This is a genomic window from Pseudomonas ekonensis, from assembly GCF_019145435.1.
Classification (GTDB): domain Bacteria; phylum Pseudomonadota; class Gammaproteobacteria; order Pseudomonadales; family Pseudomonadaceae; genus Aquipseudomonas; species Aquipseudomonas ekonensis.
The window spans coordinates 2,318,887-2,334,735 of the sequence record NZ_JAHSTS010000002.1 but is presented as its reverse complement, the minus strand read 5'-3'; the positions used below and the strand labels follow the sequence as shown (position 1 = coordinate 2,334,735).

Here is a 15,849-nt window from a genome sequence, read left to right as displayed (position 1 = left end):
TGTGCCGGAGGGGCTTGCCCGCAATCGGTCAGGCGGCTGAAGGGCGCAGCGAGTAGGTTTTCAGCTGGCCGGCGAAGTCGCGCAGGGACTGGATGCCGCTGGCCTCCGCCTCATGCACCCAATCCTTGATGGCGGCGAGCATGTCGTGGCCGTTTGCGCTGGTCTTGACCCAGATCTGCTGCAGGGCCAGGCGTTTCTCGTAGATTACCGCCAGCGCGTGGCTGTGCTCGAGCATGTTCTGGATGCGCACGTGATGGCGGTCTTCCAGCAGGCTGGTTTCCCGGGAGAGCAGGCGCTTGGCACGGTGGAACTGGTGGCGCACCGAATGGTCGACCCGGGCCAGTTCCTGCTTGACCAGGGGGGCGATCACCAGCTTGCGGTACTGGGCCATGATCTGGAAGCGGTTGTTGAGGATCGCCATGGCGGTGTCCATGTCCAGGCTGCCCTTGCCCTTGACGCGGTGGGCGATCGGCGCGACCCGCTGCACCTTGGCCAGGCGCAGGAAGCAGAAGACCTTGATCCAGGCCCAGCCCAGGTCGAACTCCCACTTCTTCACCGACAGCTTGGCCGAATTGGGGTAGGTGTGATGGTTGTTGTGCAGTTCTTCGCCGCCGATCAGGATGCCCCACGGCACCAGGTTGGTCGCGGCGTCGCGGCATTCGAAGTTGCGGTAGCCCACGGCATGGCCGAGCCCGTTGACCACGCCTGCGGCCCAGACCGGGATCCACATCATCTGGATGGCCCAGATGGTGATGCCGATGGTGCCGAACAGCAGCAGGTCGATGACGGCCATGATCGCCACGCCCAGCAACTTGTAGCGGCTGTACAGGTTGCGTTCGATCCAGTCCTCGGGGCAGTTCTTGCCGTAGATGCGCAGGGTCTCGGGGTTGCGGGCCTCTTCGCGGTACAGTTCGGCGCCCTTGCGCAGCACCGTGGACAGGCCCTTGATCACCGGGCTGTGCGGATCGTCCTCGGTTTCGCATTTGGCGTGGTGCTTGCGGTGGATCGCGGTCCACTCGCGGGTGTTCTGCGCGGTGGTCAGCCACAGCCAGAACCGGAAGAAGTGCTTGAGGCCGGCATTCAGCTCGAGGGAGCGATGGGCCGAGTAGCGGTGCAGATAGACCGTGACGCTGACGATCGTCACGTGGGTCATCAACAGGGTGACGGCCACCAGCGACCAGGCCGACAAGCCGAGAAAACCTTCGTACCACATAGCCTTTGGGGCCCTCTGTAGAGAAAAAACAGCCGCTGCATTATCACCAAGCACACAGATAAAACCAGTCGCCCTTTCAGATAAGAGTTGGCTGGATGTTTCTTGACCTATAATCCCAACTTTTTTGTAGGGACATGGACGGCCGAATGTCTGCCTCTTATCGCGATGCCTTGCGTGCAGCGCTGCTTTACCTGGTTCTGGCGGTGGTCTGGCTGCAAGGAACTGGCTACTTATTGAACAGTTTCTTCGATGATTCAGCGGCACTGCTGCACTGGCAACTGATCAACGGTTACGTGTTCGTGGCGCTCAGCGCCGGGCTGATCTTTCTCGCGCGGGCGCGGTTGTTCGAATGCCTCGGCATCGGCGCCCGGCTGCGGGAGCGTCAGGCCGACCGCGAGCGCCTGCGCCAGGCCGCCGCAGTGTTCGACTGCACCCGCGAGGGGGTGCTGGTGACGGATCGGCAGGGGTTGATCGTGCACGTCAACCGCGCCTTCATGGAAATCACCGGTTACCGGTGCGAGGAAGTGCTGGGCCGGCAGCCCAGCCTGTTCAAGTCCGGCCACCATCCGCCGGGCTTCTACCAGGCGATGTTCGCCACGCTGCAGGCGAGCGGCGAGTGGAGCGGCGAGATCTGGAACCGGCGCAAGAGCGGCGAGATCTACCCGCAATGGCAGACGATCCGCGTCATCCGCGACGATCAGGGCCGGCTCAGCCATTACGTGGCGGTGTTTTCCGACATCAGCGCGATCAAGGACTCGGAACACGAACTCAAGCACCTGGCCCACCACGACCCGCTGACCGACCTGCCCAACCGCCTGCTGTTCAGCGACCGCGCCGAGCAGGCGCTGGCGTCGGCCCAGACCCACAAGCGCGGCTGCGCGCTGCTGATGGTCGACCTGGACCATTTCAAGCTGATCAACGACAGCCTCAGCCACAGCGTCGGCGACCGCCTGCTCAAGGCCGTCGCCGCGCGGCTGCAGGATCTGTTCGGGGCGGGCATCACCCTGGCCCGGCTCGGCGGCGACGAGTTCGCGGTGCTGGCCGAAAGCTGTCCGCAGCCTGCGCAGGCGGCGGTGCTGGCCCAGCGCATCCTGGACGGCCTCAAGGAGCCGTTCTGCCTGGAGGGCCACGAACTGTTCATCAACGCCAGCATCGGCATCAGCCTGTTCCCCAGCGATGCCCTGAGCGCCGAGCAGCTGCTGCGCAACGCCGACGCCGCGCTGTTCAAGGCCAAGAGCAGCGGCCGCAACGGCTATGCGCTGTACACCGAAGAGCTGACCGCCCACGCCCAGCAGCGGGTCGAGATCGCCTTCGAACTGCGCCGCGCGCTCGAGCAGCAGGAACTGCGGGTCTATTACCAGCCGGTGCACGACCTGCACAGCGGCCGCCTGGTGGGGGTCGAGGCGCTGGTGCGTTGGCAGCACCCGCAGCGCGGGCTGGTGTCGCCGGCGGAGTTCATCCCCATCGCCGAACGCACCGGCCTGATCGCCGACATCGACGCCTGGGTGATGCGCCAGGCCTGCCGGCAAATGTGCCGCTGGCAGCAGGCGGGGGTGGCGCTGTCGTTCGTCGCGGTCAACGTGTCGTCCCGGCTGTTCGCCCGCCGCGAGCTGTACCGGCAGGTCGCGCAGGTGCTGCACGAGACCGGGCTGGACCCGGCCTGCCTTGAGCTGGAAGTCACCGAAAGCGCGGTGATGGACGATCCGGAGGTGGCGCTGGAGCAGATGCATCGCCTGCGCGAGCTGGGTATCCGCCTGGCCATCGACGATTTCGGCACCGGCTACTCGTCGCTGCTGCGGCTCAAGCGCCTGCCGGTGCAGAAGCTCAAGATCGACCAGGGGTTCGTGGCCGGCCTGCCATGGGACGAGGACGACGGGGCGATCGTGCGGGTGATCATCGCGCTGGCCCGGAGCATGGGCATGCAGGTGCACGCCGAAGGCATCGAGCAGGCCGAGCAGGCGGCGTTCCTGCTGGAGCAGGCGTGCGACCTGGGGCAGGGCTACTGGTTCGGGCGGCCGGTGCCGGCGCAGGACATCGATTGGGCCAGGATCCCGGTCATCGGCTGACGGCCTCGCGGCGAGTATTCCCTGTGGCGAGGGAGCTTGCTCCCGCTCGGGTGCGCAGCGCCCGCCCATGTTCGGGCCTGCGTCGCGGACCCGCGGGAGCAAGCTTTCGCCACAGGGACTTGGCCGCAAACCTTTGTCCCGTCAGCTAATGTTTTCAAGTTATATAAACATTCTTAAATAGTATTTTTAAGAATATCCAGCCCTCTCTTATATTGCTCCCACGCCGGACGCAGCGCGACCCGCTGCCAGGCACATCCCATACAAAGGAGCAGCACCATGAGCGCATCCCTGCGTAGCGTTGACGGTCAGGACGAAAGCACCATCCTTCGCGAAATCCAGAGCGCCTTGCGCGACCTGCGTTTCGGCGCGGTGGAGATCACTGTGCACAACGCCCAAGTGGTCCAGATCGAACGCAAAGAGAAATTCCGCCTGCAGCAGCCGGGCAACAAGGCCGGCTGAACCGCGGTTCCGGTCTGCGCCAGCGCCTGCGGGGGATTGATGCCGGCGCTGGCGCAGACGGCGGTCTTGAACAGGCAAACCGCTTTTCGCAATCCATAAGAAAAAGCCACCACCCAGAATTCCAGGAGCTTTCACCATGTCGTCGATTCGCCGTTACGCTTTGGCCGCCCTGGCCAGCGCTGTGTTTGCCGGTTCTGCGGTCGCCAAGGACTACGAGCTGCTCAACGTGTCGTATGACCCGACCCGTGAGCTGTATCAGGACTACAACGCCGAATTCGTGAAGTTCTGGCAGCAGGAGCATGCCGGCGACACGGTGAAGATCCAGCAGTCCCACGGCGGTTCGGGCAAGCAGGGCCGTGCGGTGATCGACGGCCTGCGCGCCGACGTGGTGACCCTGGCGCTGGCCGGCGACATCGACGAAATCGCCAAGCTGGGCAAGACCCTGCCGGCGGACTGGCAGAAACGCCTGCCGGAGGCCAGCACGCCGTACACTTCGACCATCGTGTTCCTGGTGCGCAAGGGCAACCCCAAGGGCATCAAGGACTGGGGCGACCTGATCAAGAACGACGTGTCGGTGATCACCCCCAACCCGAAGACCTCCGGCGGCGCACGCTGGAACTTCCTCGCCGCCTGGGCCTACGGCCTGAAGGCCAACGGCGGTGACGAAGCCAAGGCCAAGGCCTACGTGCAGACCCTGTTCAAGCATGTACCGGTGCTGGACACCGGCGCGCGCGGCTCGACCATCACGTTCGTCAACAACGGTCAGGGCGATGTGCTGCTGGCCTGGGAAAACGAAGCGTTCCTGGCGCTCAAGGAAGACGGCGGCGCCGACAAGTTCGACATCGTCGTGCCGTCGCTGTCGATCCTCGCCGAGCCACCGGTGGCGGTGGTCGACAAGAACGCCGAGAAGAAAGGCAACGAGCAGATCGCCGAGGCGTACCTCAAGCACCTGTACAGCCCGGCGGGCCAGGAAATCGCGGCGAAGAACTTCTACCGCCCGCGTGACAAGGACGTGGCCGCCAAGTACGCCCGGCAGTTCCCGAAACTGGAGCTGGTGACCATCGACAAGGACTTCGGCGGCTGGAAAACCGCGCAGCCTAAATTCTTCAACGACGGCGGCGTGTTCGACCAGATCTATCAGGCGCAGTAACCTGAGCCCGCAGGCCTGACGTTCAGGCAGAAAACCTGCGGGGGCGGGCTTGCCCGCGAAGAGGGTGTGTCAGGCGACGTAATCGTTGAATGATAAGACCGCTTCGCGGGCAGGCCCGCCCCCGCATTGATGCGTTATTGACCAAGGACTTTTATGTCGCGTCGTATCTCCCCCGTCATACCCGGCTTCGGGCTGACGCTGGGCTACACCTTGGTGTACCTCAGTCTGATTGTGCTCATCCCGCTGGCGGCGATGTTCGTCCACGCCGCCCAACTCACCTGGGATCAGTTCTGGACGATCATCTCCGCCCCCCGCGTGCTGGCCGCCCTGAAGCTGAGCTTCGGCACGGCGCTGTGCGCGGCGGTCATCAACGGCGTCATCGGCACGCTGCTGGCCTGGGTGCTGGTGCGCTACAGCTTCCCCGGCCGCAAGGTGATCGACGCGATGATCGACCTGCCGTTCGCCCTGCCGACGGCGGTGGCGGGCATCGCGCTGACGGCGCTGTACACCCCCACAGGCCTGGTCGGGCAGTTCGCCGCCGACCTGGGCTTCAAGATCGCCTACACCCCGCTGGGCATCACCCTGGCGCTGACCTTCGTGACCCTGCCGTTCGTGGTGCGCACGGTGCAGCCGGTGCTGGCGGACATCCCCCGCGAGGTCGAAGAGGCCGCCGCGTGCCTGGGCGCGAAACCGTTGCAGGTGTTCCGCCACGTGCTGCTGCCGGCCTTGCTGCCGGCCTGGCTGACCGGTTTCGCCCTGGCGTTCGCCCGGGGCGTGGGCGAGTACGGTTCGGTGATCTTCATCGCCGGCAACATGCCGATGAAGACCGAGATCCTGCCGCTGCTGATCATGGTCAAGCTCGACCAGTACGACTACACCGGCGCCACTTCCATCGGCGTGCTGATGCTGGTGGTTTCCTTTGTCCTGCTGCTGCTGATCAACCTGCTGCAGCGGCGCATCGAAACCCCATAAGGAGGCGCGAACCATGTCCCAACCGTCCATTGCGGCCGCTTCCTCGGCCAACGCCGCCCGCCGCGGCAGCGCGGCTGCGCGCCGGATCCTGATCGGCCTCGGCTGGCTGATCTTTGCGCTGTTCCTGCTGCTGCCGCTGTTCATCGTGGTGTCCCAGGGCCTGAAGAACGGCATCGGTGAATTCTTCACCGCGATCCTGGAGCCGGACGCCCTGTCGGCGCTGAAGCTCACGGTGATCGCCGTGCTGATTTCGGTGCCGCTGAACCTGGTGTTCGGCGTCAGCGCCGCCTGGTGCGTGAGCAAGTACTCGTTCCGCGGCAAGAGCATCCTGGTGACCCTGATCGACCTGCCGTTCTCGGTGTCGCCGGTGATCGCCGGTCTGGTCTACGTGCTGATGTTCGGCGCCCAGGGCCTGTTCGGGCCGTGGCTGCAGGATCACGACATCCAGATCGTGTTCGCCCTGCCGGGCATCGTGCTGGCGACGATCTTCGTCACCGTGCCGTTCGTGGCCCGGGAACTGATTCCGCTGATGCAGGAGCAAGGCACCCAGGAGGAAGAGGCCGCGCGCCTGCTCGGCGCCAACGGCTGGCAGATGTTCTGGCACGTCACCGTGCCGAACATCAAATGGGGCCTGATCTACGGCGTGGTGCTGTGCACCGCCCGGGCCATGGGCGAATTCGGTGCGGTGTCGGTGGTGTCCGGCCACATCCGCGGGGTGACCAACACCCTGCCGCTGCACGTGGAGATCCTCTACAACGAATACAACCACGTGGCCGCGTTCGCCGTGGCGAGCCTGTTGCTGATCCTGGCGCTCTTCATCCTGCTGCTCAAGCAGTGGAGCGAAAACCGTATCAACCGCCTGCGCGCCAGCGCCGCGGAGGAATAATTCATGTCGATCGAAGTGCGTAACGTCAGCAAGAACTTCAACGCGTTCAAGGCGCTGGACAACATCAGCCTGGATATCCGCAGCGGCGAGCTGGTCGCCTTGCTCGGCCCGTCCGGCTGCGGCAAGACCACGCTGCTGCGGATCATCGCCGGCCTGGAGACCCCGGACCAGGGCAACATCGTGTTCCACGGCGAGGACGTTTCCGGCCACGACGTGCGCGACCGCAACGTCGGTTTCGTGTTCCAGCACTACGCCCTGTTCCGCCACATGACCGTGTTCGACAACGTCGCGTTCGGCCTGCGCATGAAGCCGAAGAATCAGCGCCCCAACGAAAGCCAGATCGCGGCCAAGGTTCACGAACTGCTGAACATGGTGCAGCTGGACTGGCTGGCGGACCGCTATCCGGAGCAGCTCTCCGGCGGCCAGCGCCAGCGGATCGCTTTGGCCCGCGCCCTGGCGGTGGAGCCGAAGGTGCTGCTGCTCGACGAGCCGTTCGGCGCCCTCGACGCCAAGGTGCGCAAGGAACTGCGCCGCTGGCTGGCGCGCCTGCACGAGGACATCAACCTGACCTCGGTGTTCGTGACCCACGACCAGGAAGAGGCGATGGAAGTCGCCGACCGCATCGTGGTGATGAACAAGGGCGTGATCGAACAGATCGGCTCGCCGGGCGACGTCTACGAGAACCCGGCCAGCGATTTCGTCTATCACTTCCTCGGCGACTCGAACCGCCTGCACCTGGGCGGCGACGACCACGTGCTGTTCCGGCCCCACGAGGTGTCGCTGTCGCGCCATGAGCTGGAGGATCACCACGCCGCCGAAGTGCGCGACATCCGCCCGCTGGGCGCCACCACCCGGGTGACGCTGAAGGTCGAAGGCCAGAGCGACCTGATCGAGGCCGAAGTGGTGAAGGATCACGACAGCCTGGTCGGCCTGGCCAAGGGCGAGACGCTGTTCTTCAAGCCCAAGGTCTGGCAGAAGGTCGCCAACCTCTGACCGTGCTACGGCGGCCGGTCTGACGCATAGAGGCCGGCTGGCCGCTCCCGCAAGGTTGTGCATGGCACAGAATCTGCGGGAGCCTGCCTGCTGGCGATGGCGTCCGCCCATGCGCCGCCGGGCGCCTCCATTGGCTATTGGCGTTAACTCGATTCGGTCTAACTGCGGCACCGTCGGCTTCATGTTCCTTACCTAATCTCCAGGCTGTGCCAGGAGGCGCGATGAAGAGTCCATGACGGACCGGCGGATCTCCTGGGCCCTGATGCCAAGGAGATGACGATGAGAATGGAAGTCCACCGGTGCGGGTCGTGGTTCGGCTGCGCGCTGTTCGGCGCGCTGCTGGGCCAGGCGGCCCATGCCGGCCCCGTGTTGTCCCCCCAGATACCTTTCGATGTCACGGCGACTCCGCCGTTTTCCCTCGCCAGCCTGCAACAGAACTTCGATGACCTGTCGTGGCAGACCTTCATCGCCCTGAGCTGGCCGGCCCTGGAAAACGGCGAGCCGGACACCGGCACCCAGATCGGCAAACAGGACGGCGCCACGGTGTGGGAGAGCTGGAAGGAGAGCTATCAGATCTTCCTGCCCAACGGCCAGGCCCCTGCGGCCTGGAACGCTCCGGCCAGCGTGCCCAAGGCCTGCGAAGGGCTGGGCTCCGGACGTCTGCTGCAACAGATGGGCAAGGTGCCGGACGTGCTGGACGAGTTCATCCAGCCGTTCGAGAGCGGTCCTTTGGTGGATCAGAGCGGCGTCTACACCCGCAACGAAATCGTGGTCAACCAGCCGATGTTCGACGGCATCGTCGACAACGGCCTGTACAGCGTGCAGGGCCAGCAGGCGTTCTTTGCCGCCAGCGCGAGCAACACCGTGGCCTTCAGCTGCGGCAGCCAGGACACCAGCCAGGTCGGCGCGCTGATGGTCAAGGCTTCGTGGAAGGTGCTGGACGGCAATGACCGGCGCGGGAAATTCCACACGGTCGATGCGTTGGTCTACACCCCCGGCAACAGCGATCCGAGCAAGGGGCCGGTGGTGCCGGAGTCGTGCAAGGCCGAACCGGTGGGGCTGGTGGGACTGCACATCGTGCACAAGACCAGCAGCGCGCCGCAGTGGGTCTGGTCGAGCTTCGAGCACGTGGACAACGTGCCGGAGAAAACCACGCCCGTGGCCGAACGCAAGGGCCCGTACCTGTTCTACAACGCCGCCAGCCAGGCGGAGGTCAACCAGCCGCCGCCCCGGCCGTGGAACCCGGCCGTGAAGGCGACCCCGTCGCAGATCGTGCGGGAGATTCCGCTGACCGCCGCCACCAAGACCCTGAACGGCACCTACCAGGCGCTGCTGCGCACGGTGAACCCGGACAGCGTATGGGCCAACTATCAGTTGATCAGCACCCAGTGGCCGACGCTGACGCCGCAGCCGCCCTGTCAGATCTCCAAGACCGAACCCCTGGGCCGCCCGGCCCCGACCTTCCTGGCCAACGCGACGCTGGAAACCTACATCCAGGGCACCGTGCCGCAGGCGTCGTCCAGCTGCATCGCCTGCCACGGCAATGCCGCCACCCATGTCACCGAGTCTGCGCGCACCAGTTTCGCGGACTTCACCTACCTGCTCGAACGCGCCCAGTCCACCGGCGCGGCAAGGAGTCAGCCATGAGCACCGATCTGGACAACTTCGCCGGCCTGTCCTCGGCCCTGACCGGCATCCCCCAGGATCTGCTGGCGCCGGAGGTCGACCCGATCGGCCTGCCGACCGATTTCCTGGCCTACATCGGGCCGCGGATCACCGACGCGGTGCTGCAGGCCCTGCTGTCGCAGTACGCCACGCTGGCCGCCGACAAGGTGCCCCCGGACCTGATCGCCCAGGCGGTGCTGATGAACGGCGCGCAACCGGCCACCACCCAGACCGCCCAGGCGGCGCGCGCGATCATGAAACTCTGGCTGCTGGGCGTCTGGTATCAGCCCTACACCGTGGACGACTACAAGCAGAACGACCAGACCGTGGTCTCCGACCAGGCCTACACCCAGAGCTGGGCCTGGAAAATCGCCCAGGCCCATCCCATGGGCTACAGCGAGTTCTTCTTCGGCTACTGGAACAGCGAGCCGCCGAGCCTTGAGGACTTCACCGGGGTTCCCGCCAGCGGACAGCAAGGAGCATCGTCATGAGCACCGAACAAGCGGATGTGGTGATCGTCGGCGCCGGCCTCGCCGGCAGCATCATCGCCTATCAGTTGGGGCTGGCCGGGGTGAAGGTGCTGGTGCTGGAGTCCGGCCCGGCGATTCCGGCCAACCGCAACGACTACCTGGAGCGCTTCTACACGGCGACCCTGAAGACACCGGAGTCGCCGTACCCGCCGGTCAGCACCCTGGACGCGCCGCGCGACCCGGCGCAGCAGAACGCCCCGCGCGCCACCACCGCCGACCTGATCCTGGGCTGGAACAACCCCCAGGTCAGCTATCTGGTGCAAAAGGGGCCGCTGCCGTTCACCAGCACCTATGAGCGGGTGGGCGGCGGCACCACCTGGCACTGGGTCGCGACATGCCTGCGCATGGTGCCCAACGACTTTCGCCTGAAGTCGCGCTACGGCGTCGGCGTCGATTGGCCGATCGGCTACGGCGACCTGCAAAGCGCCTACTGCCGCGCCGAGGCGTTGATCGGTGTGGCGGCCAACGTGGCCGACCAGGCCTATCTCGGGATGACGTTCCCGACGGGCTATCAGTTCCCGATGACCGGGATTCCGCTGTCGCTGGTCGACGGCAGCTTCGTCGCGGCGGTCGCCGGCCAGTCGTTCCAGGGCTTGCCGCTGGTGGTCAGCCCGACGCCGGCGGGGCGCAACTCCCAGCCGTACGCCGGACGGCGGGTGTGCGCCGGCAACACCAACTGCACGCCGATCTGCCCGATCCAGGCCAAGTACGACGCCACCATCACCATGAACAATGCCTTGAACACCGGCAACGTGCGGGTGCTCTACAAGACCGTGGCGAGCAAGGTCACGGTGGCGGCGGACAACACCGTCAACGGCATCGAGTTCATCCAGTATCAGTTGGGCGACGGCCCGCCCATTGCCAACGGGGTGGCGGTGGGGCAGCGCTATGTGATCGCCGCCCATGCCATCGAAACGCCGAAGCTGCTGCTCAACTCGGCGAGCCCGGCGTGGCCCAAAGGGGTGGCCAACAGCAGCGGCCAGGTGGGGCGCAGCCTGTCCGACCACCCGATCTACCTGGCCTGGGGGCTGATGCCCGAAGGCAAGGCGGTGTTCCCGTACCGCGGGCCGGTGTCCACCGCCGGCATCGAGAGCCTGCGTGACGGCGATTTCCGCTGCGAGCGCGCGGCCTGGCGCATTGAGATCGGCAACGAAGGCTTCAACTGGCCGATCGGCGATCCCTACACCACCGTCGGCGACTTCATCGACGGCACCAACAACAGCCGCACCAACCCGCTGCCGCCGGCGACCGGACCGCAGCAGGTGCTGTACGGCACGGCATTGGTGCAGAAGCTCAACGACCTGTTCACCCGTCAGTTCCGCATCGCCTTCCTGGTGGAGCAGGTGGAGGCCGATCCGGACAATGCCGACTGCTGGATCGCGCCGTCGGCGCAGTACAAGGACCGGCTGGGCATCCCGCGGCCGGAGATCCACTACGACCTGTCCGACTACACCAAAGAGGGCTTCCGGCAGGCGAAGCGGCTCGCCAGCCACATCATCACCGAACTGCTGGGCGCCACCGAACTGACCACGCCGCTGCCCCCGGGCCTGTTCACTTACAAGGGCGAGAACTACAGCTTCCAGGGCGCCGGGCATCTGATGGGCACGTACCGCATGGGCGACGACCCGGGCAAGTCGGTGGTGGACAAGGATCAGCGCAGCTGGGACCACCCCAACCTGTTCCTGGTCGGTGACGGGGTGTTCCCCAGCACCGGCACCTCCAACCCCAGCCTGACCATCGCGGCCCTGTCGATCCAGGCCGGGGACACCCTGGCCAACGACCTGAAGGCGGCCACGGTGCAGGTTCAGGCCAACCGGCCGTGGCAGGGCACGGGCGTGCAGATCAGCGGGCCGGCGCCGAGGCGGGTGCGCTGCACCGGCGGGTGCTGGTTCGCCAGTCCGGCGGGGGGCATGGTGGACGGCAACGGCAGCGCCGGTCTGATCGCCAGGCCGGGCTACACCTTGCCGGGCGCGAACGAAGGCGCGCTGATCGGCCGGGTCGGCAGCACCGGCACGCCGTTCCTGATCGGCGACCTGGCGCAGGTCCCGGCCGGGCAACAGGGTGAGCTGCAACTGTGCATCAACGATGACCTGGAGGACCGTTACGGCGTCGGTCTGGCCGACAATCAGGGCGCGTTGACGGTGCAGGTGGGTTTCGGCGTGCCGTAAGGCCGTCGGGGCGACGTGCGCTCAGGCGCACGTCGCCGTTTTCATCAATGGGCGGCCCGCTGTTCACGCAGCATCACAGGCCCGGTGCGTTCTTCGATGGCGCGCTTGAGCTCCAGGCGCAGGCCGAGCATGAACGCCAGCTCCACCGTCACGAACAGCGGCCCGACGATCAGCCCGGTCAGGTCATCGACGAACGCCGGTTTGCGCCCTTCGTAATGATGGCCGACAAACTGGATCGCCCAGCCGATCACGAACATCGCCAGCCCGCTGCCCAGCCACACCAGGGTGCTTTGCTGCGCCAGCGCATGCCCGGCCCAGACCGACAGCGCCATCAGCCCGGTCATCAGCAGGCCGAGACGGATCTCCAGGCGCAGGTAAAACCACGCCGACGCCAACGCCACCAGCACCGCCGGAGAGACCCACAGGGCGCCGACCGGCCACTCGGGCCGCGACAGCAGCACCGCCACCGCCACCACGATCAGCGGGATACCGACGAAGTGGCTGGCGATGTTGCGCGGGTCGCGGTGGTACGCGGCGTATTGACTCAAATGATCGACGAGGTTTTTCATTGTTGTTCCTCCTGTAGGGTGACCGGATCATGCCTCGGGCACGGCACCCGTTCTGTCAGGCAGGCGACAATCTTTGGGAGCGTTCATGGAAAAGGTCTGGCGCGAGCGTCTGATGACCGGGCAGTGGTTCAGCCATCTGCCGGCGTCCTTTCAGGATAGCCTGCTGGCGGCGGCCCGGGAGCGGCGGCTGGCGGCAGGGCAGCGGCTGTTCAGGCGCGGCGACCCGCCGTGCGGGCTGTACGCGGTGCTCGATGGCGCGGTGCGCATCGGTGCGGTCAGCGAGCACGGCAAGGAAGCGCTGCTGAGCCTGGTGGAGGCGCCGCACTGGTTCGGCGAGATCTGCCTGTTCGACGGCCAGCCGCGCACCCACGACGCCTACGCGGCCGGGCCGTGCACCTTGCTTAACATCCCGCAGGCGACCCTGCTGAAGCTGCTCGACGAGCACCCGCTGCACTGGCGTCATCTGGCGCTGCTGATGAGCCAGAAGCTGCGCCTGACCTTCATCAACCTCGAACAGCTGAGCCTGCTCCCGGCCCCGGCGCGCCTGGCCCACCGGCTGCTGATGATCGCCGAGGGCTACGGCGAGCTCGACCCGCCCCGCCGCGTGCTGCAACTGCCGCAGGAGCAACTGGCGTCGATGCTGTCGCTGTCGCGCCAGACCACCAACCAGATCCTCAAGGACCTGCAGGGGCAGGGGATCATCGGTTTGGGCTACGGCGAAATCGAAATTCTCGATGCCGAGCGGCTGCGGGCCCTGGCCACGTTTTGAAGCGGCCGGCGCCGACCGGAATCCGGGGAGGCTGGTCTCGGGAGGGCATTGAGGTTGCGATGTCGGAAATGACCGGGCATTGCCGCAGCCATCCTGCCTTTGCCGAAACCGGTGCGGCGATGGTCGATCAGCGGCGTGCCGGTATGGCGCTCAGTCTGATCAAGGCTGACAGATCGGTTGCCCGTCAGCGCAACTGATCGCGGAACTGCCCCGGCGTCATCCCCGTCCAGCGCTTGAACGCGCGGCTGAAGCTGCTGGTGTCGGCGAAGCCCAGCAGGTAGCTGATTTCGCTCAGCGAGCAATGCGGGTCGCGCAGGTGCAGCAGCGCCAGGTTCTCGCGGCTCTCGTTGAGCAGCGTGTCGAACCGGCAGCCTTCGTCCGCCAGGTGCCGCTGCAGGCTGCGCAGGCTCAGGTGCAGGGCCTGGGCGATGCGCTCGGCGCCGGGTTCGCCTTCGGGCAATTGCTCTTCGATGGCGTCGCGCACCTTGCGCTCCCAGGTCAGCGGCTTGAGCTGGGCGAGGGTGCGGTTGAGCACCGCCTCGTTGTGCTCGGCCAGTTCCGGGTTGGCGTCGTCCAGGTGGCTGTCGAAGTCGGCGAGGGCGAACTCCAGCCGGTCTTCTTCGGCGGCGAAATGCACCGGGGCGCGGAACACCTTGTGCCACGGGTGCGCGTCGGCCGGCTCCGGGCGGCGCAGGTACACCGCCAGCGGCGCGTAATCGCGGCCCAGGCGGTTGCGGCAGGTGCGCACGTAGATCGCGGCGAAGGCGTCGATGGCTTCGAACGCCGGGGCCGGGTTGCCGGCAGGGATGTTGAGGCGGAAGCGGTAGCGGTCTTCGCCCCGGGTGAGCTCCAGTTCCAAGGCATCGCTGACCACCGGGTGATAGCGCACGATCCGCTCGAACACCTCCCGCAGGCTGCCGCTGGCCACCAGCGCATAGCCCAGGGCATGGAACGTCGTGGGGCTGACGAAGCGCGACACCCGCAGGCCGATGGCCGGGTCGCCGCTGACCTGCACGGCGATCTCCCACAGGCGCGTGGTGCCGGACAGCGGGTAGCGGGCGTTCGGGTCGTCCATCAACTGCGGATCGAGCCCCGCCTGCCGGCACAGGTCGGTGCTGTCCAGCCCCAGCGCGTCGAGTTGCTTGCGCAGGGCACGGGTCCAACTGGCGAGGGAGGTCGGTTCCTTCATGTCGATTGGCGCTTCCGGTCAACAGGTTGGCGTTCTCGGCTACCGCGTCCGGCCCCGCCGCAGGGCAGGATGCGGACATCGATAACCAGAGGATGGAAGCATGCACCGTACTTCTGCAAGTCCCCAGCGACACAATGACACCCAGCGCGCGGCGCACATTCGCCAAGTGGTGCTGGCCAGAGGCGCCGAACTGCGCGAGCGCTACCCGATCCTGAACCGTCAGGACGCCCTCGGCGCCGGGATCCTGGCCTTCGCGCTGGCGGGGATGACCGGGTCGGCGGCGCTGTACATCAGCGGCCACCTGGCCTGGTGGGCGTGCCTGCTGCTCAACGGGTTCTTCGCGTCGCTGACCCATGAGCTTGAGCACGACCTGATCCACAGCATGTACTTCCGCAAGCGGCGGGTGCCGCACAACCTGATGATGGCGCTGGTCTGGCTGGCGCGGCCGAGCACCATCAACCCGTGGATCCGCCGCCACTTGCACCTCAACCACCACAAGGTGTCCGGCACCGAAACCGACATGGAGGAACGGGCGATCACCAACGGCGAACCGTGGGGCCCGGCCCGGCTGCTGATGGTGGGCGACAACGTGATGTCGGCGTTCATCCGCATGCTGCGGGCCAAGACCTGGGCGCACAAGGTCAGCATCCTCAAGCGCTCGCTGAAGGTCTACGCGCCGCTGGCGCTGCTGCATTGGGGCGCGTGGTACGTGTTCCTCGGCTTCCACGGGGCCAACGGCGTCGCCTGGCTGCTGGGCTCGACCATCGATTGGTCGGCGACCACGCTGTCGGTGATGCAGGCGATCGACATCGCCGCCGTGGTGATCATCGGCCCGAACGTGCTGCGCACCTTCTGCCTGCACTTCATCAGCTCGAACATGCATTACTACGGCGATGTGGAGCCGGGCAACGTGATCCAACAGTGCCAGGTGCTGAACCCTTGGTGGCTGTGGCCGCTGCAGGCGTTCTGCTTCAATTTCGGCAGCACCCACGGGATCCATCACTTCGTGGTCAAGGAACCGTTCTACATCCGCCAGATGACCGCACCGGTGGCGCACAAGGTGATGCGCGAGATGGGGGTACGGTTCAACGACTTCGGCACCTTCGGACGGGCGAACCGGTTTGTGCGCAGGGACGTGCCTGGGGTGAACGCGCAAGTGGATGCGGCCCGGGTTTGAGGGTTGCCTGTCCGGGCCCCTTCGTCGAATCGCCGCCCGGCGC

15 protein-coding genes are annotated in these 15,849 nt (G+C 66.2%); 12 read left to right on the top strand and 3 right to left on the bottom strand.

Annotated features, from left to right (window positions below):
* Positions 1 to 28: 28 nt before the first annotated feature.
* A complete protein-coding gene (gene desA, locus KVG96_RS23590; RefSeq protein ID WP_217894166.1) occupies positions 29 to 1,213 on the bottom strand; it encodes a delta-9 fatty acid desaturase DesA in 1,185 nt (394 codons plus the stop codon).
* Positions 1,214 to 1,359: 146 nt separating this feature from the next.
* Between desA and dibA the strand changes: the two genes are divergently transcribed.
* From dibA to KVG96_RS23545, 9 genes are all read left to right on the top strand, one after another.
* Entirely contained in the window at positions 1,360 to 3,279 is a 1,920-nt protein-coding gene (gene dibA, locus KVG96_RS23585) for a phosphodiesterase DibA (protein WP_217894165.1), read from the top strand.
* Positions 3,280 to 3,555: 276 nt separating this feature from the next.
* Entirely contained in the window at positions 3,556 to 3,738 is a 183-nt protein-coding gene (oscA, locus tag KVG96_RS23580) for a sulfur starvation response protein OscA (protein WP_217894164.1), read from the top strand.
* A 136-nt stretch (positions 3,739 to 3,874) separates the two neighbouring features.
* On the top strand, positions 3,875 to 4,888 hold the full coding sequence (locus KVG96_RS23575; RefSeq protein WP_217894163.1) for a sulfate ABC transporter substrate-binding protein: 1,014 nt from the start codon (positions 3,875 to 3,877) through the stop codon (positions 4,886 to 4,888).
* A 153-nt stretch (positions 4,889 to 5,041) separates the two neighbouring features.
* On the top strand, positions 5,042 to 5,860 hold the full coding sequence (gene cysT, locus KVG96_RS23570) for a sulfate ABC transporter permease subunit CysT (protein WP_085582075.1): 819 nt from the start codon (positions 5,042 to 5,044) through the stop codon (positions 5,858 to 5,860).
* A gap of 13 nt (positions 5,861 to 5,873) precedes the next feature.
* Positions 5,874 to 6,746, top strand: coding sequence for a sulfate ABC transporter permease subunit CysW (gene cysW, locus KVG96_RS23565; protein ID WP_217894162.1), 873 nt, complete (start codon positions 5,874 to 5,876; stop codon positions 6,744 to 6,746).
* 3 nt (positions 6,747 to 6,749) lie between these two features.
* On the top strand, positions 6,750 to 7,739 hold the full coding sequence (locus KVG96_RS23560) for a sulfate/molybdate ABC transporter ATP-binding protein (RefSeq protein WP_217894161.1): 990 nt from the start codon (positions 6,750 to 6,752) through the stop codon (positions 7,737 to 7,739).
* 279 nt (positions 7,740 to 8,018) lie between these two features.
* Entirely contained in the window at positions 8,019 to 9,386 is a 1,368-nt protein-coding gene (locus tag KVG96_RS23555) for a cytochrome C (protein WP_217894160.1), read from the top strand.
* Entirely contained in the window at positions 9,383 to 9,895 is a 513-nt protein-coding gene (locus KVG96_RS23550; RefSeq protein WP_217894159.1) for a sorbitol dehydrogenase, read from the top strand. The genes KVG96_RS23555 and KVG96_RS23550 overlap by 4 nt, the downstream gene beginning before the upstream one ends.
* Positions 9,892 to 12,102 carry a GMC family oxidoreductase gene (locus KVG96_RS23545; RefSeq protein WP_217894158.1) on the top strand — a complete coding sequence of 737 codons (2,211 nt, stop codon included), beginning with the start codon at positions 9,892 to 9,894 and terminating at the stop codon, positions 12,100 to 12,102. Before KVG96_RS23550 ends, KVG96_RS23545 begins: the two co-directional genes overlap by 4 nt.
* Positions 12,103 to 12,146: 44 nt before the next feature.
* Here the strand turns inward: KVG96_RS23545 and KVG96_RS23540 are convergent, their stop codons facing one another.
* On the bottom strand, positions 12,147 to 12,671 hold the full coding sequence (locus KVG96_RS23540) for an Mpo1 family 2-hydroxy fatty acid dioxygenase (RefSeq protein WP_217894157.1): 525 nt from the start codon (positions 12,669 to 12,671) through the stop codon (positions 12,147 to 12,149).
* 85 nt (positions 12,672 to 12,756) lie between these two features.
* On the opposite strand from KVG96_RS23540, the gene KVG96_RS23535 reads away from it, so the two are divergent.
* Together KVG96_RS23535 and KVG96_RS23530 are read left to right on the top strand one after the other, a co-directional pair.
* Entirely contained in the window at positions 12,757 to 13,440 is a 684-nt protein-coding gene (locus tag KVG96_RS23535) for a Crp/Fnr family transcriptional regulator (protein ID WP_217894156.1), read from the top strand.
* A gap of 59 nt (positions 13,441 to 13,499) precedes the next feature.
* Positions 13,500 to 13,637: a hypothetical protein gene (locus tag KVG96_RS23530; RefSeq protein WP_217894155.1), complete on the top strand. Its 138-nt coding sequence runs from the start codon at positions 13,500 to 13,502 to the stop codon at positions 13,635 to 13,637.
* On the opposite strand, the gene KVG96_RS23525 is transcribed toward KVG96_RS23530, so the two are convergent.
* On the bottom strand, positions 13,625 to 14,629 hold the full coding sequence (locus tag KVG96_RS23525) for an AraC family transcriptional regulator (protein WP_217894154.1): 1,005 nt from the start codon (positions 14,627 to 14,629) through the stop codon (positions 13,625 to 13,627). The two genes, KVG96_RS23530 and KVG96_RS23525, sit on opposite strands and share 13 nt — an antisense overlap.
* A 100-nt stretch (positions 14,630 to 14,729) precedes the next feature.
* Here KVG96_RS23525 and KVG96_RS23520 point away from each other — a divergent pair, with 100 nt between their 5' ends.
* Entirely contained in the window at positions 14,730 to 15,806 is a 1,077-nt protein-coding gene (locus KVG96_RS23520; RefSeq protein WP_217894153.1) for a fatty acid desaturase, read from the top strand.
* Positions 15,807 to 15,849 lie beyond the last annotated feature (43 nt).

Excerpts from the sequence above, each read along its gene's own strand:
- KVG96_RS23555 (WP_217894160.1), top strand. The coding sequence starts at position 8,019 with ATGAGAATGGAAGTCCACCGGTGCGGGTCGTGGTTCGGCTGCGCGCTG.
- KVG96_RS23535 (WP_217894156.1), top strand. The coding sequence starts at position 12,757 with ATGGAAAAGGTCTGGCGCGAGCGTCTGATGACCGGGCAGTGGTTCAGC.
- KVG96_RS23525 (WP_217894154.1), bottom strand. The coding sequence starts at position 14,629 with ATGAAGGAACCGACCTCCCTCGCCAGTTGGACCCGTGCCCTGCGCAAG.
- KVG96_RS23540 (WP_217894157.1), bottom strand. The coding sequence starts at position 12,671 with ATGAAAAACCTCGTCGATCATTTGAGTCAATACGCCGCGTACCACCGC.
- KVG96_RS23520 (WP_217894153.1), top strand. The coding sequence starts at position 14,730 with ATGCACCGTACTTCTGCAAGTCCCCAGCGACACAATGACACCCAGCGC.
- KVG96_RS23575 (WP_217894163.1), top strand. The coding sequence starts at position 3,875 with ATGTCGTCGATTCGCCGTTACGCTTTGGCCGCCCTGGCCAGCGCTGTG.
- KVG96_RS23550 (WP_217894159.1), top strand. The coding sequence starts at position 9,383 with ATGAGCACCGATCTGGACAACTTCGCCGGCCTGTCCTCGGCCCTGACC.
- KVG96_RS23545 (WP_217894158.1), top strand. The coding sequence starts at position 9,892 with ATGAGCACCGAACAAGCGGATGTGGTGATCGTCGGCGCCGGCCTCGCC.
- KVG96_RS23560 (WP_217894161.1), top strand. The coding sequence starts at position 6,750 with ATGTCGATCGAAGTGCGTAACGTCAGCAAGAACTTCAACGCGTTCAAG.
- cysT (WP_085582075.1), top strand. The coding sequence starts at position 5,042 with ATGTCGCGTCGTATCTCCCCCGTCATACCCGGCTTCGGGCTGACGCTG.
- dibA (WP_217894165.1), top strand. The coding sequence starts at position 1,360 with ATGTCTGCCTCTTATCGCGATGCCTTGCGTGCAGCGCTGCTTTACCTG.
- KVG96_RS23530 (WP_217894155.1), top strand. The coding sequence starts at position 13,500 with ATGTCGGAAATGACCGGGCATTGCCGCAGCCATCCTGCCTTTGCCGAA.
- oscA (WP_217894164.1), top strand. The coding sequence starts at position 3,556 with ATGAGCGCATCCCTGCGTAGCGTTGACGGTCAGGACGAAAGCACCATC.
- desA (WP_217894166.1), bottom strand. The coding sequence starts at position 1,213 with ATGTGGTACGAAGGTTTTCTCGGCTTGTCGGCCTGGTCGCTGGTGGCC.
- cysW (WP_217894162.1), top strand. The coding sequence starts at position 5,874 with ATGTCCCAACCGTCCATTGCGGCCGCTTCCTCGGCCAACGCCGCCCGC.